A 13,458-nucleotide genomic window follows, 5' to 3' on the forward strand; every position below is an offset into this window, starting at 1 on the left:
GCGCCCGCTCAGTCGGACCGCCCGGCCGGCGCCAGCACGATGCAATCGACCGGGCAGGCGGGGACGCACAGCTCGCAACCGGTGCACAGTGGTTCGATGACGGTGTGCATGTGCTTGGCGCCGCCGACGATGGCGTCCACCGGGCACGCCTGGATGCACTTGGTGCAGCCGATGCAGTCGTCCTCGACCACCAGTGCGACCTGCGGCGGCTTGTGCTCGCCACGGCTGCGGTCGAAGCCTTTCGGCGCCAGGCGCAGCAGCTGCGCGAGTGCGCGTGCACCCGGGTCGCCCCCGGGAGGACAGTGGTCCATGCCGGCCTCGCCGGCCGCCATCGCTTCGGCGTAGGGGCGGCAGCCGGCATAGCCGCACTGGCCACACTGGGTCTGCGGCAACAGCCGGTCGAGGCGTTCGACGAGATCGGACATCAGCAGCGGGCCGGTATCGCGTTGCCCGTCGCCATCACCGATAGCGGTGCGGCTACGGGTGATGCCGTCAACGTACCGGCATCCCCGCCTGCGCGCCTGCGTCCGCATCGAGCAGGGCGAGCGCGCCTGCCTCGAAGCCGGCCGACAGGATCATCCCCTCGCTGACACCGAAGCGCATCTTGCGCGGCGCGAGGTTGGCGATGAACACCACGCTGCGGCCGACCAGTGTGTCCGGCTCGGGATAGGAGGCGCGGATACCGGAGAAGATCTGGCGGCGGCCGAGCTCACCGGCGTCCAGTTCGAAGCGCAGGAGCTTGTCCGAACCCTCGACGAGCTCGCAGGCGACCACCTTGCCGATGCGCAGGTCGAGTTTGGCGAAATCGTCGATCCCGATGGTGGGACTCGAGTCGGTGCAAGCGGGTTCAACAGCGCGCGGCGGCGCGTTGTTCATGGGTGGGGTCTGTGTTTCCGCTTGGCGCGGCTTCATGGATTCCTTGCTGGCTTCGGTCATGGCTTCAATCAGTTTCGGGTCGATGCGGGTGAACAACGGGGTGTAGTCGCCGATGCGGTGCGACAGCAGCGGCGCAAGGCCGGTCCAGTCCGCCACCGGGGCGGCGAGGAAGGATTCCGCCTCCCCGGTCACGCGCGGCAGCACCGGCTTGAGCGCGGTGTTGAGCACGCGGAACAGGTTCAGGCCCTGGGTGCAGACTGCCTGGAGTTCGGCATCCGCGCCTTCCTGCCTGGCGATCACCCACGGCTTGTGGTCGTCGATGTAGCGGTTGGCCTCGTCGGCCAGCGCCATGGTCAGGCGCAGCGCGGTGGCGGCTTCGTTGCGCTGGTAGGCGGCGGCGATGGGCTGCAGCTGCTCGACGAAACGCGCGTACATCGCCGGATCCGGCAGCGCATCGGCCAGGCGCCCGCCGAAGCGCTTGCTGATGAAGCCGGCGCAACGGCTGGCGAGATTGACGAACTTGCCGACCAGGTCGGAGTTCACCCGGGCAACGAAGTCGCCGAGGTTGAGGTCGAGGTCGTCGACGCCGCCGGAGGTCTTGGTGGCGAAGTAGTAGCGCAGCGCCTCGGGGTCGAGCCCCGCATCCAGGTAACTGCGTGCCATGACGAAGGTGCCGCGCGACTTGGACATCTTGGCGCCGTCCACGGTCAGGTAGCCGTTGACGTGCAGCCGGGTCGGCGCGCGGAGGCCGGCGCCGTGCAGCACCGCCGGCCAGAACAGGCCGTGGAAGTTGACGATGTCCTTGCCGATGAAGTGGTGCAGCTCGGCCCGGCTGTCGCGGGTGAGATAGCTGAAGAAGTCCAGCCCCTCGCGCTCGCACAGCGCCTGGAAACTCGATAGATAGCCGATCGGCGCGTCGATCCACACGTACAGGTACTTGCCCGGATGTCCCGGGATCTCGAAGCCGAAGTACGGCGCGTCGCGCGAGATGTCCCACGCCCGCAGGCCGCCCTCCGCGTCGAGCCATTCCTTCAGCTTGGCCTTGACTCCGGAAGCCGCGACGTCGCCGGACAGCCAGTCGCGCAGGAACGCGTCGAAATCGCCGACTTCGAAGAAGAAGTGCTCCGACTCGCGCAGCTCCGGCGTGGCGCCGCTGACCACCGAGCGCGGCTCCTTCAGCTCGGTCGGGGCGTAGGTGGCGCCGCAGCTCTCGCAGTTGTCGCCGTACTGGTCCGGCGTGCCGCAGTTCGGGCAGATGCCCTTGACGAAGCGGTCGGGCAGGAACATGCCCTTGGCCGGGTCGTACAGCTGGGCGACCGAGCGGCGCTTGATGTGGCCGTTGTTGTCCAGCTTGGCGTAGATCGCCTCGGTCAGGGCCTTGTTGCGCGGCGAGTTGGTCGAATCGTAGTGGTCGAACGCCACCCCGAAATCGGCGAAGTCGCGTTCATGGCTTGCCTGGATGCCGGCGATGTAGGCCTCCGGCGTCACGCCCGCCTTCTCGGCCGCCAGCATGATCGGGGTGCCGTGGGTGTCGTCGGCGCAGACGAAATGGGCGGCGACCCCGGACAGCCGCTGCGCGCGGGAGAAGATGTCGCCCTGGATATAGCCGACCAGGTGGCCCAAGTGCAGCGGGCCGTTGGCGTAGGGCAGGGCGCAGGTGACGACGAGCTCGCGTTGCATAGGCGTGGTGAGGGCGGGGAAGCCGGCAATTATCGCACGCGCCGCCTGGGCCCACGGCGGCTGCGCCCCGACCGGACCTGGCATCCCGAACGGAAAACGGCCCGCATCGAGCGGGCCGTTTTCCGTCACCAGTTGTGGTCGCGCCGCGTTACTTGCGCACCCAGGTCTGGGTCTTGCCCAGCAGCGAGAAACCCATGAAGCCGCGTACCTCGAGCTTCTTGCCATTCTCGACCGGGCGCATCTTCACCGAATAGACCTTGCCGCTCGCGGGATCCAGGATCTTGCCGCCTTCCCACGTGTCGCCGTCGCGGTTGACACCCCAGATGATGACCATGCCTTCGATCGGCTGGTCCTTGCGCTCGCCTTCGCATTCCTTGCAGACCGGGTTGTCGCCCTGGGCCGACTGCAGAACCTCCACCACGCGCCCCGCGAGGCTGCCGTTGCGGGTCTCGTAGATCTCCACGGTCGACTTGGGCTGGTGGGTCTCGTCGTCGATCGTGGTCCAGGTGCCCACCGGGGTCTCCTGGGCGAAGGCGGAGAACGACAGGGCGAGCAGCGGCAGCGCGAGCAGAACGGACAGTTTGCGCATAGATCCCTCCAGAGGATTCGGTAGCGTTCATTCGGCCGTCCGGCCGATCGGCTCTTTATACCGTATCCACTACCCGGCGCATCCAGACGCGCGGGCCCGGGATTCAGCGTGATGAAGGTGCGCGGGGTTGACCGGGATCAGACGTTCCCCGGTCCGGGGCTGCGACAATGCGGCATCCCCAAGGAGGCCTACCGTGACAGACCCGCTGCAGTCCCAGATCGAGATGCTCGCCGTTCCCGACACCCTTGTGCCGTTGCGCGAGGCCGGAGGGCGCGTTCGGATCGCCCGTGCCGGGGCCGGGGGTGCGGTGTCGGTCGAGCTCGGCATCCCCGTTGCAGGGCTGCAGGAGGCGCTCCGGCAAGCCGTATCGACGTTACTGGCGGGGGAGCGGCTTTCGTTGTCCCGCCTCGAACTCACGCAGCGCATCACCGCGCACGCGGTGCAGCCGAAGCTTTCCCCGCTCCCGAACGTGCGCAACGTGATCGCGGTCGGCTCGGGCAAGGGCGGCGTGGGGAAGTCGACCACCGCCGTCAACCTGGCGCTGGCGCTGGCGGCGGACGGCGCGCGCGTGGGGGTGCTGGACGCGGACGTCTATGGTCCGAGCGTGCCCATGATGCTCGGCATCGACGGTCGCCCGGACAGCCCCGATGGCAAGTCGATCGAGCCGATGCGCGCCCACGGGGTGGAGGCGATGTCGATCGGCCTGCTGGTCGAGCAGGACACGCCGATGATCTGGCGCGGCCCGATGGCCACCAGCGCGCTGACCCAGCTGCTCAACGACACCCGCTGGAGCGACCTCGATTACCTGGTCGTCGACCTGCCGCCGGGCACGGGCGACATCCAGCTGACCCTGGCCCAGAAGATCCCGGTGGCCGGTGCGGTCATCGTCACCACGCCGCAGGACGTAGCGACGCTGGATGCGAAAAAGGCGCTGAAGATGTTCGAAAAAGTCGAGGTGCCGGTGCTGGGTATCGTCGAGAACATGGCGGTGCACGTGTGCAGCCAGTGCGGCCATGCCGAACACGTGTTCGGTGCCGGAGGAGGCGAGCGGATGTCCGCCCAGTACGGCGTGCCGCTGCTGGGCAGCCTGCCGCTGGAACTGGCGATCCGGGAGCAGGGTGATGCGGGCGTGCCCGTGGTGGCCGCCGATCCCGACTCGAGCGCCGCGCGTGCCTACCGCAGTGCGGCCCGGCAGCTGGCAGTGCAGCTGGCACTGCGGCCGCGGGTGACGCCGTCGATTTCGGCGTCCTTGCTGTAGCGGAGACGTAGGCGGTGGCGCGCCGGGAGTACGCGCTGCGGGCGCCACCGGCATTCTCTACAATCGCCGGTCCTGCAGAGGCGGGTGTCGCCGCCTCCCGTCCGCCAGCCACCCCGGGGAACGCATGAGCATCAAGTCAGACCGTTGGATCCGTCGCATGGCCGAGCAGCACGGCATGATCGAGCCGTACGAACCGGGCCAGGTGAAGTTCGCCGGCAAGGACGGGACGGACGGCCAGCGGATCGTCAGCTACGGCACCTCCAGCTACGGCTATGACGTGCGGTGCTCGCGCGAGTTCAAGATCTTCACCAACATCAACTCGACGATCGTCGACCCGAAGCACTTCGACCCGGGCAGCTTCGTCGATGTCGAGGCGGACGAGTGCATCATTCCGCCGAACTCGTTCGCGCTGGCCCGGACTGTCGAGTACTTCCGGATCCCGCGTGACACCCTGGTGGTGTGCCTGGGCAAGAGCACCTACGCGCGTTGCGGGATCATCGTCAACGTGACCCCGCTGGAGCCGGAGTGGGAAGGACACGTGACCCTGGAGTTCAGCAACACGACGCCCCTGCCGGCGCGCATCTACGCCAACGAGGGCGTGGCACAGATGCTGTTCTTCCAGGCCGCCGCGGACGACATCTGCGAAACCTCCTACAAGGACCGCGGCGGCAAGTACCAGGGCCAGCGGGGAGTCACCCTGCCGCGGACCTGACGGTGACTCAGGCCGTTCGCGCGGCCGCGAGCGCCGTCTGCAGTTGCTGCACGCGCCGGGCGAGTTCCTCCGTCGAGTAACGCTTTGCGGTGGCCGTGCCCCACACCGGACGCGGCCAGGCGATGTCGTGCTCGAAGCGCGCTATCACGTGCACGTGCAGTTGCGGAACCATGTTGCCGAGCGCGGCGATGTTGAGCTTGTGCGGACGGAACTCGCGCTGCAGCAGCCGACTGGCGAGGCTGATCTCGCGGCTGAGCGTCGCCTGCCCCGGCACGTCGAGGTCGATCCACTCGGTCGCGCCCTCCAGGCGCGGCACGAGGATCAGCCACGGGTGGTTCGCATCGTCCATCAGCCGCAGTTCGCTCAGCTCCAGCGCGGCGACCGGGTGGGTGTCATCGGCCAGTTGCGGGTGCAGGTGCCAACCGGCGGGTGGATGGTGTCGGCTCATGGCCACCTCCTGTGGCGGGGAATCATCGCAGGGCGTCGGCAAGGAAGTCCGTGGTGCGGCGCCACGCCAGTGCCGCGCTGGCGGGTTCGAAATCGTCGCGCAGCTCGCAGTTGAATCCGTGGCCCGCCGGGTAGACGTGGACCAACGCGCCGGGGTGCCGCTCGCGGTGCAGCGCCACGTGTTCCGGCGGAATGATCCGGTCGTGCTCGCCGAAGTGGAACAGCATGGGCGCGCGCAGGGGTTCGTCCAGGAACGGCACGCTGCGGCCGCCGTAATAGCTGACCGCCGGCAGCGCCAGTCGCGTATTGGCGAGCAGGGCGACCGTGCCGCCCCAGCAGAAGCCGGTGATGCCGGTTCGCAGGCCTTCGGACTGCAAACCGCGCGCGGTGGCGTCCACCAGGTCGATCGCGCGATCGAACCCGAGGGCCCGGGTGAACTCACGTCCGCGGTCCACCCCGTCCTGGTCGTAGGCCAATTCGATCCCGCGCTCCACCGGATCGAACAGGGCAGGCGCCACAGCGATGAAACCGTCGGCGGCGAACCGTTCGGCAACGCTGCGGATATGTCCGTTCAGGCCGAAGATCTCCTGCACGACGATCACCGCGCCGCGGGAGGGGCCGGCGGGTTCACAACGCCAGCCCCGGATGGGGCCGTGGACGGTTTCGATATCGATCCAGTGGTTCATGGCGCGTCCGTTCAGTTTTGGCGGCGATTCCGGCTCGGATCAGTCTACCCCGGCGGCTATAATCCGCCTCCCGCCTGCCATCGCAGCGCCCCGCCATCCGGCCTGGGGCGCTTTGCGCATGCCGGCCCGCTTCCAGACACCGGTATCCCATGTCCGTGCAAGACGTTCCCGTCCGCAACCCCAAAGTCGGCTTTGTCAGCCTCGGCTGCCCCAAGGCGCTGGTCGATTCCGAGCGCATCCTTACCCAGTTGCGGGTCGAGGGCTACGACCTGGTGCCGACCTACGACGATGCCGACGTGGTGGTGGTCAACACCTGCGGCTTCATCGACTCTGCGGTGGCCGAATCGCTGGACGCGATCGGCGAGGCGATGGCCGAGAACGGCAAGGTCATCGTCACCGGCTGCCTGGGCAAGCGCGAGGAGGTGATACGCGAGGCGCACCCGGGGGTGCTGTCGATCAGCGGCCCGCAGGACTACGAGAGCGTGCTCGGCGCGGTGCACCAGGCGCTGCCGCCCAAGCACGATCCGTTCATCAGTCTCGTTCCCGACACGGGCATCAAGCTGACGCCGAAGCACTACGCGTACCTGAAGATTTCCGAGGGCTGCAACCACCGCTGCAGCTTCTGCATCATCCCGTCGATGCGCGGCGACCTGGTCTCGCGCCCGGTCGACCAGGTCCTGCGCGAGGCCGAGAAGCTCGCCATGAACGGTGTGCGCGAGCTGTTGGTGATCTCGCAGGACACCTCGGCCTACGGCGTCGACCTGCGCTACGCCGAGCGCGAGTGGCGCGGCAGGCAGTACCAGACCCGGATGAAGGCGCTGTGCGAAGGCCTCGGCGAGCTGGGCCTGTGGACGCGCCTGCACTACGTCTACCCGTACCCGCACGTCGACGACATCATTCCGCTGATGGCGGAAGGGAAGATCCTGCCGTACCTCGACATCCCGTTCCAGCACGCCAGCCCGCGCGTGCTGAAGCTGATGAAACGGCCCGGCGCGGTCGACAAGACGCTGGAGCGCATCCAGCGCTGGCGCGCGGTCGCCCCGGACATCACCATCCGCTCGACCTTCATCGTCGGCTTCCCCGGCGAGACCGAGGCCGAGTTCGAGGAACTCCTCGACTTCCTCGACGAGGCCCAGCTCGACCGTGTCGGCGCGTTCGCGTATTCGCCGGTGGAAGGCGCGAAGGCCAACGAGTTGCCCGACCCGGTGCCGGAGGAAGTCAAGCAGGAGCGGCTGGCGCGCTTCATGGAGCGCCAGGCGGCAATCAGCGAGGCCAAGCTCGAAGCCAAGGTCGGAACGGTGCAGCGCTGCATCGTCGACGCGGTCGACGGCGAACTGGCGATCGCGCGCTCGATGGCCGATGCGCCCGAGATCGACGGCCTGGTGCAGATCCAGAACGGCTACTTCGCCGGGCTCAAGCCGGGCGACTTCTGCGACGTCGAGATCATGGGCAGCGACGAGCACGACCTGTTCGGCGAGGTGGTGTTCGGGGATTGACCGGGCACCGCTCCTGCACACGCGCGGGTCGCGTGCTCAGCGTTCGTAGCCGACATCCACGATCGCGAACCGCCGCACGCCGCCCGGCAGCTCCGCTTCGAATTCGTCATCCAGCCGCTTCTTCAGCATCGCGCGCGCCAGCGGCGAGTCGATGCTGATCCAGCCGGCCTTCGCGTCGGTCTCGTCCGGACCGACGATGCGGTAGCGGCGGGTGTCGCCGCTGTCCACGTCCTCCACCTCGACCGTCGCGCCGAAGAACACCGCGCCCGGGTCGGCCGGCGCCTCGTCGACCACGCGCAGCGCCGGCACCCGCTTGCTGAGGTAGCGCACGCGGCGGTCGATCTCGCCGAGCTGCTTCTTGCGGTAGGTGTACTCGGCATTCTCCGAGCGGTCGCCCTCGGCCGCGGCGGCGGCCAGCGCCTTCACCACTTCCGGGCGCTTCACCCGCCACAGCTCGTCGAGCTCGGCCTTCAGGCGTTCGTGGCCGGCGCGGGTGATCAGCGCGGTGCTCCTTTCTGCAGGGGGACGCCAGCGGCCCATCGGTGCTCCCGGTGTGTTCGAACGAGGCTTATGCCCCAGCCGCGGCGGGCATTCAAGGCCGCGCGCTTGCACCGCGGGCGGCGGTCGCCGAACCTTGCGCGCTGTCGACACGGACGCCGCCCATGCTGATCCTGCCCCTGCATCGCCCGATCAACCGCGCCACCTTCCCGGTGGTCACCGCGCTGCTGATCATCGTCAACGTGCTGGTGTTCTTCGGCGGGCAGGCCGGCGACGACGCGGCGATCGACCGCGCGCGCCAGCATTACGTCGACAGCGGCCTGGCGCGGATCGAGGTGCCGGCGTACGAGCGGCACCTGGTCGGGACCTCGCAGGTCGACATGCTCGAGGCGTTCCGCGAGGTGCCCGACAGCCTCCGCGGCGACTACGTCGCGCAGATGACCTTCACCGACGTCGCCTTCCTCGACGCGCTGCGCGGCGGGACGCTGTTCGACGACGCGGCGACGCTGGACAGATGGCGGCCGCTGCGCGCCGACTACGACGCCGGGCTCGGCGAGGTGTTCAGCCTGCGCCACATGCTGCGCAGTTCCGAGGTCGATCCGTGGCGGATGCTGGCGGCGGCGTTCCTGCACGGCGACACGATGCACCTGGTCGGCAACATGCTGTTCCTGCTGGCGCTGGGGCTGCTGGTGGAGGGCGCGCTCGGGCCGGGGCGGTACCTGTCGCTGTACCTGCTGGGCGCGATCGGTTCCAGCGCATTCTCGCTGTTGTGGCGCTGGGGCGAGGCCGGTGGCGGGCTGGGCGCGTCGGGTGCGGTGGCGGCGCTGATGGGCGCGTTCTGCGTGGTCTGGGGGCGCCAGCCGGTGCGGTTCTTCTACTGGCTGTGGGTGGTGTTCGACTACGTCCGCGCGCCGGCGATCCTGCTGCTGCCGGCGTGGCTGGGCTGGGAGGTGCTGAACCTCAACCTCAACGGCGACAGCAACGTCGGCTTCGATGCCCACATCGGCGGCCTGCTCAGCGGCGCGCTGATGGGCGGGCTGCTGGTTGCCACCGGACAGGTGCGGCAGTCCTTCATCCGCGACGACGGTGGGGTGCAGGTGGACGACCGGCTGGAGCGGGCACAGGCATTCATCGGCCGCATGCAGCTGGTCGAGGCGGACGCGCTGCTGGAAGAGCTGCAGCGCGAACGCCCCGGGGATTTCGAGATCAAACTGCTGCGCTACCGGGTGGCCCGCAACGGCGGCCGGGCCGCGGCGATCGCCGGGCGCGCAGCCGAACTGCTCGCGGCCGATGCGCCCGATGCCGACGCCATCCGCGCCCAGCGCGACGTGCTGGTCGAGCTGGCCGGAACGCCGCATGCGCCCTCCGCCGGCGAACACTTGCGGCTGGCAGGGCGCTGGCTGGCGGCGGGCGTGCCGGAGGCCGCGGAAGCGGCGCTGGAGCCGGTGGCCGGTGACGACGATGCCGAGGCGGCGCGGCTGTGGTTCCAGCTGGCACTGGCCTGGCGTGAGCGCCACCAGCACGAGGCCCAAGTGCGCACGCTGCGCGAGCTGGTTGAGCGCTACCCGCAGCAGCCGCAGGCGGACAAGGCCCGGTTCCTGCTCGGCGACACGGAAGACACGTCAATCGCGACGCAGCCGGCCGGCTGAGCGGGCCGGCTGCGGATCAATCCCGCGGTCAGGCGGTAACCGGCGCCTGCAACGCCTTGCGCGCGGCCTCGATCTTCGCCTGCAGGGCTTCGTCCTCGCAGCGCTCCAGCGCGCGCTCCAGCAGTTCGCGCGCCTCGTCGTCGCGGCCGGTGCGCTCGGCCAGCAGCAATGCCGCTTCGAGCCCCCAACGCGGCGCGTCGGGGTGGCGCGGGTGTGCCCTCAGCAGCGCGCGCAGCGTGTCGGCCGCCAATTGGCCCTGGCCGGCGAGGCGGGCGCGCCCGGCGAGCTGCTGGCCGTGCTCCACCTGCGCCGGGGCGAAGCCCGGGTCGGCGTCCAGGCTCTCGCGAAGCAGGCCCAGTGCGCGGCGCTCCTGCCGCTCCAGCATCAGCAGGTTGAGGTACTGGCCGGCGTGCTCGGACAGCGCCGCGGTGTTGCCGGACTGGCGCAGCAGCCGGTGGTAGAGCTCGTGCACGTCGAGGCTGACCGCGCGGCTGCGGGTTTCGCCGCGCAGCAGTTCCAGCGCGGTGTCGAGGCGGCCCTCGCGCACGTGCGCCTCGGCCCCGGCGAGCAGGTCGGCGTCGGGCGCGTGGCGCAACGGCAGGCCGCCCGCGCCGGCGGGTTCGTAGCCCAGCGCCTCGTGGTACTGGTAGATCAGGTAACCCATCAGGTGGAACGCGGCGAAAAGGCCCCAGAACGACACCGCGGTGATCGCCAGGTCCGCCAGCACCCGCGGCATCCACAGCGCCAGCCACACGCTCGCGGTCAGCGCGCTGGCCTGGATCACGAACAGCAGGCCGAATACCGCGAGGTAAGGCCAGCCGATCCGGTTGACGATTTCAAACGGCGTCGACGGGTTGAGCGCGTGCGACAGGCTGCCGTCCATTGCCAGCGACATCACGCAGCCCGGCTGCAGGAAGGTCACCAGCGCCAGCACCGCCAGCCCGATGAACGGCCCGCCGATCAACAGCGCCGCGACCACGACCACGATGAAGACGATCTGCATCGCGATCAGCCGCAGCACCGTGCCGTCACCGCCGCCCAGCACGACTTCGGGCGCTTCCATCCGGCCGTCGGCGGTGGCGCGCAGGATCTCGAACGCGAACCGGTAGGCGCCGATCCAGACCAGCACCGAGACGATCCAGCCGACCACCGGGATCAGCCCGAGCAGGCTGGCCAGCGTCAGCGCGACCAGGCTGGCGAGGGCGGCGCCGCGCAACGGGTAGAGGGTGATCGCGCGCAGGCGGTGCCAGAACGGCTCCGGCGCATGGACATGGCTGGACGACATCGGGTTCGCTCCCTGAACAGAACGTTCATTCTGCGGGGCGACGATGCGTCACCACAATCCCCGGCGCTGCTTCCGCAGGTCGGGGCGAGGTTGCAGGCGCCGGGGTGGCGACGCCCGCGCCGTCCGGTCAACCGGCCGGCTGGCGCTCCAGCCCATAGTCCAGCCCGCTTTCGGCCGGCGTGCCGTCGGCGGACAGCTGGGTGATGCGGTCCTTGGAGTCGATCGCGAAGAGGCGGTCGTCCTCGGACTTGCTGTTGGGGTCGAGGCGGATCTGCTTGCCGTCGGCCTCGGCGGTCCAGGTGCCGTCCATTTCCGCCGGAGCGCCGGCCTCGTCCTGGTAGGTCTCGGTAATGGCGTAGGTGCCGTTGGGGTTGAGCACCAGGGTGGTGTCGATGCCCGGGCAGCTGGCGCAGGGCAGGGTGCCGCTGAAGGTGCCGGCGAACGCGCGCACGTCGAACTCGGCGTTGTCCGGGTTCTCGCCGGTGGGGACGATGTCGACCGTGGCGGGCGCGGTCTCGGCGGCGGCCGGGGCGGCATCGGCCGGCGCGGCCGGTTCGTCCCGCGAGCAGGCGGCGACGCTGAGCGCGGTGAGGCAGGCGAGGGCGATCAAACGGTAGGTCATGGGTGACTCCTGTCGAGGGGCTTGGGGGGAACGGGGACGTGGCGGCCGCCACGGTGGATGCGGTCAGTGGCGCTTGCCAAAGAGGCCGCCGAGCAGGCCGCGCAGGATCTGCCGGCCGATCTGGTTGCCGACGGTGCGGGCGGTCTGCTTGGCCATGGTCTCGATCATGCCCTGCCGGCGCCCGGTGCCGAACACCGCGTTGCGTACGGCCTGGCCGAGCCCGCCTTCCTCGTCGTCGGCTTCGGCGCCCTTCGCCGGCGGCGCCCCGGCCTGCGTGGCGGCGACGTCGGCTTTGCGCGCGAGCATCTCCTCGGCCGATTCGCGGTCGATGCGGGTGTCGTACTTGGCGCCGACCAGACTGCCGGCGCGCACCGCGGCGCGCTCGGCGTCGGTGATCGAGCCCATCCGGCAGCGCGGCGGCGCGATCAGGATCTGCTCGACCGGCATCGGCACGCCCTCGTCCTGAAGCGTCGACACCAGCGCCTCGCCGGTGCCGAGCCTGGCGATGGCCTCGGCGACGTCCAGCGCCGGGTTCTGCACGAAGGTCTCGGCCGCGGTGCGCACCGCCTTCTGGTCGCGCGGGGTGAAGGCGCGCAGGGCGTGCTGCACGCGGCTGCCGAGCTGGCCCAGGATGTCGTCGGGCACGTCGTCGGGAAACTGCGAGCAGAAGTACACGCCCACGCCCTTCGAGCGGATGATCCGGACCACCTGCTCGACCCGCTGCACCAGCGCCGGCGGCGAGTCCTCGAACAGCAGGTGCGCCTCGTCGAATACGAACACGAGCCTGGGCTTGTCGAGGTCGCCGACCTCGGGCAGCTGCTCGAACAGCTCCGACAGCAGCCACAGAAGGAACGACGAATACAGGCGCGGCTTCAGCACCAGGCTGTCGGCGGCGAGGATGTTGACCACGCCACGGCCGTCGGTGGTGGTGCGCATCAGGTCGGCCAGCTCCAGCGCCGGCTCGCCGAAAAACATGTCGCCGCCATCGGATTCCAGCCGTAGCAGCGCGCGCTGGATCGCGCCGATCGACGGCGTGCTGACCAGTCCGTACTCGGTCGAAACCGACTTGCGCTCCGCGGCGACGAGGTTGAGCAGGGCGCGCAGGTCTCCGAGATCGAGCAGCAGCAGGCCGCGGTCGTCGGCCAGCCTGAACACGATGTCGAGCACGCCGGACTGGGCGTCGTTGAGCTCCAGCATGCGCGACAGCAGGGTCGGGCCGATCTCGCTGACGGTCGCGCGCACCGGGTGGCCAAGCTTGCCGTAGAGGTCCCAGAACACCACCGGGCTGCCTTCGCTGGTGTAATCCTCGACGCCGATCAGGTCAATCCGCGCCTGCAGCTTCCCGTTGAGCGTGCCCGGCATCGCCAGCCCGGCGACGTCGCCCTTCACGTCGGCCATGAACACCGGCACGCCGATCCGCGAAAAGCCCTCGGCCAGCGTCATCAGGGTGACGGTCTTGCCGGTGCCGGTCGCGCCGGCCACCAGTCCGTGGCGATTGGCCAGGTGGGGCTGCAGGAATGCCTTCGGCCCGTCCGGCATGGCCTTGCCGAGGAGCAGGGGCTTGGGGCTGGTCATGTCCGCGTTCCCTGTGGAGTCGGGCGATTCTAGGCGGATTGGCGGCCGCCGCGCCTGCGGTCGGCCGGTGTCCTCCGAGGCGGGC

13 protein-coding genes are annotated in these 13,458 nt (G+C 69.6%); 4 read left to right on the top strand and 9 right to left on the bottom strand.

What is annotated here, in order from left to right; all coding sequences use genetic code 11:
- Positions 1-8: 8 nt before the first annotated feature.
- The 3 genes from rnfB to U8331_RS06615 all read right to left on the bottom strand — a co-directional run bounded on the left by rnfB (position 9) and on the right by U8331_RS06615 (position 3,145).
- Positions 9-425 carry an Rnf electron transport complex subunit RnfB gene (rnfB, locus tag U8331_RS06605; protein ID WP_481132799.1) on the bottom strand — a complete coding sequence of 139 codons (417 nt, stop codon included), beginning with the start codon at positions 423-425 and terminating at the stop codon, positions 9-11.
- 67 nt (positions 426-492) lie between these two features.
- On the bottom strand, positions 493-2,556 hold the full coding sequence (gene metG, locus U8331_RS06610; RefSeq protein ID WP_481132800.1) for a methionine--tRNA ligase: 2,064 nt from the start codon (positions 2,554-2,556) through the stop codon (positions 493-495).
- 148 nt (positions 2,557-2,704) lie between these two features.
- The gene (locus tag U8331_RS06615) at positions 2,705-3,145 is read right to left on the bottom strand and encodes a DUF2147 domain-containing protein (RefSeq protein ID WP_481132801.1); all 441 of its coding nucleotides are present in this window, start codon (positions 3,143-3,145) and stop codon (positions 2,705-2,707) included.
- 223 nt (positions 3,146-3,368) lie between these two features.
- On the opposite strand from U8331_RS06615, the gene apbC reads away from it, so the two are divergent.
- Complete coding sequence (gene apbC, locus U8331_RS06620; protein ID WP_481132905.1) at positions 3,369-4,403, top strand: iron-sulfur cluster carrier protein ApbC; 1,035 nt, start codon at positions 3,369-3,371, stop codon at positions 4,401-4,403.
- 124 nt (positions 4,404-4,527) lie between these two features.
- Positions 4,528-5,115: a dCTP deaminase gene (gene dcd / locus U8331_RS06625; protein ID WP_481132802.1), complete on the top strand. Its 588-nt coding sequence runs from the start codon at positions 4,528-4,530 to the stop codon at positions 5,113-5,115.
- 7 nt (positions 5,116-5,122) lie between these two features.
- On the opposite strand, the gene U8331_RS06630 is transcribed toward dcd, so the two are convergent.
- Both U8331_RS06630 and U8331_RS06635 read right to left on the bottom strand, forming a co-directional pair.
- Positions 5,123-5,563 carry an HIT domain-containing protein gene (locus U8331_RS06630; RefSeq protein WP_481132803.1) on the bottom strand — a complete coding sequence of 147 codons (441 nt, stop codon included), beginning with the start codon at positions 5,561-5,563 and terminating at the stop codon, positions 5,123-5,125.
- Between the two features lie 22 nt (positions 5,564-5,585).
- Entirely contained in the window at positions 5,586-6,248 is a 663-nt protein-coding gene (locus tag U8331_RS06635; RefSeq protein ID WP_481132804.1) for a dienelactone hydrolase family protein, read from the bottom strand.
- A 149-nt stretch (positions 6,249-6,397) separates the two neighbouring features.
- Here U8331_RS06635 and rimO point away from each other — a divergent pair, with 149 nt between their 5' ends.
- A complete protein-coding gene (gene rimO / locus U8331_RS06640; protein WP_481132805.1) occupies positions 6,398-7,744 on the top strand; it encodes a 30S ribosomal protein S12 methylthiotransferase RimO in 1,347 nt (448 codons plus the stop codon).
- 36 nt (positions 7,745-7,780) lie between these two features.
- On the opposite strand, the gene greB is transcribed toward rimO, so the two are convergent.
- Positions 7,781-8,284, bottom strand: coding sequence for a transcription elongation factor GreB (gene greB / locus U8331_RS06645; RefSeq protein WP_481132806.1), 504 nt, complete (start codon positions 8,282-8,284; stop codon positions 7,781-7,783).
- Between the two features lie 122 nt (positions 8,285-8,406).
- Here greB and U8331_RS06650 point away from each other — a divergent pair, with 122 nt between their 5' ends.
- Positions 8,407-9,891 (top strand): rhomboid family intramembrane serine protease, encoded by a 1,485-nt coding sequence (locus U8331_RS06650; RefSeq protein WP_481132807.1) that lies wholly within the window; start codon positions 8,407-8,409, stop codon positions 9,889-9,891.
- A gap of 28 nt (positions 9,892-9,919) precedes the next feature.
- Here the strand turns inward: U8331_RS06650 and U8331_RS06655 are convergent, their stop codons facing one another.
- From U8331_RS06655 to U8331_RS06665, 3 genes are all read right to left on the bottom strand, one after another.
- Positions 9,920-11,176: a hypothetical protein gene (locus U8331_RS06655; protein ID WP_481132808.1), complete on the bottom strand. Its 1,257-nt coding sequence runs from the start codon at positions 11,174-11,176 to the stop codon at positions 9,920-9,922.
- Positions 11,177-11,303: 127 nt separating this feature from the next.
- The gene (locus U8331_RS06660; RefSeq protein ID WP_481132809.1) at positions 11,304-11,798 is read right to left on the bottom strand and encodes a copper resistance protein NlpE; all 495 of its coding nucleotides are present in this window, start codon (positions 11,796-11,798) and stop codon (positions 11,304-11,306) included.
- A 63-nt stretch (positions 11,799-11,861) separates the two neighbouring features.
- On the bottom strand, positions 11,862-13,373 hold the full coding sequence (locus U8331_RS06665) for a helicase HerA-like domain-containing protein (RefSeq protein ID WP_481132810.1): 1,512 nt from the start codon (positions 13,371-13,373) through the stop codon (positions 11,862-11,864).
- Between the last annotated feature and the right edge of the window lie 85 nt (positions 13,374-13,458).

Source organism: Lysobacter sp. CC-YZS074 (assembly GCF_056739745.1).

What these genes read in the sequence shown, in the direction of transcription:
- metG (WP_481132800.1), bottom strand. Translation starts at nt 2,556, where the DNA reads ATGCAACGCGAGCTCGTCGTCACCTGCGCCCTGCCCTACGCCAACGGC.
- U8331_RS06615 (WP_481132801.1), bottom strand. Translation starts at nt 3,145, where the DNA reads ATGCGCAAACTGTCCGTTCTGCTCGCGCTGCCGCTGCTCGCCCTGTCG.
- U8331_RS06635 (WP_481132804.1), bottom strand. Translation starts at nt 6,248, where the DNA reads ATGAACCACTGGATCGATATCGAAACCGTCCACGGCCCCATCCGGGGC.
- U8331_RS06660 (WP_481132809.1), bottom strand. Translation starts at nt 11,798, where the DNA reads ATGACCTACCGTTTGATCGCCCTCGCCTGCCTCACCGCGCTCAGCGTC.
- dcd (WP_481132802.1), top strand. Translation starts at nt 4,528, where the DNA reads ATGAGCATCAAGTCAGACCGTTGGATCCGTCGCATGGCCGAGCAGCAC.
- rnfB (WP_481132799.1), bottom strand. Translation starts at nt 425, where the DNA reads ATGTCCGATCTCGTCGAACGCCTCGACCGGCTGTTGCCGCAGACCCAG.
- rimO (WP_481132805.1), top strand. Translation starts at nt 6,398, where the DNA reads ATGTCCGTGCAAGACGTTCCCGTCCGCAACCCCAAAGTCGGCTTTGTC.
- U8331_RS06650 (WP_481132807.1), top strand. Translation starts at nt 8,407, where the DNA reads ATGCTGATCCTGCCCCTGCATCGCCCGATCAACCGCGCCACCTTCCCG.
- apbC (WP_481132905.1), top strand. Translation starts at nt 3,369, where the DNA reads ATGCTCGCCGTTCCCGACACCCTTGTGCCGTTGCGCGAGGCCGGAGGG.
- U8331_RS06655 (WP_481132808.1), bottom strand. Translation starts at nt 11,176, where the DNA reads ATGTCGTCCAGCCATGTCCATGCGCCGGAGCCGTTCTGGCACCGCCTG.
- greB (WP_481132806.1), bottom strand. Translation starts at nt 8,284, where the DNA reads ATGGGCCGCTGGCGTCCCCCTGCAGAAAGGAGCACCGCGCTGATCACC.
- U8331_RS06665 (WP_481132810.1), bottom strand. Translation starts at nt 13,373, where the DNA reads ATGACCAGCCCCAAGCCCCTGCTCCTCGGCAAGGCCATGCCGGACGGG.
- U8331_RS06630 (WP_481132803.1), bottom strand. Translation starts at nt 5,563, where the DNA reads ATGAGCCGACACCATCCACCCGCCGGTTGGCACCTGCACCCGCAACTG.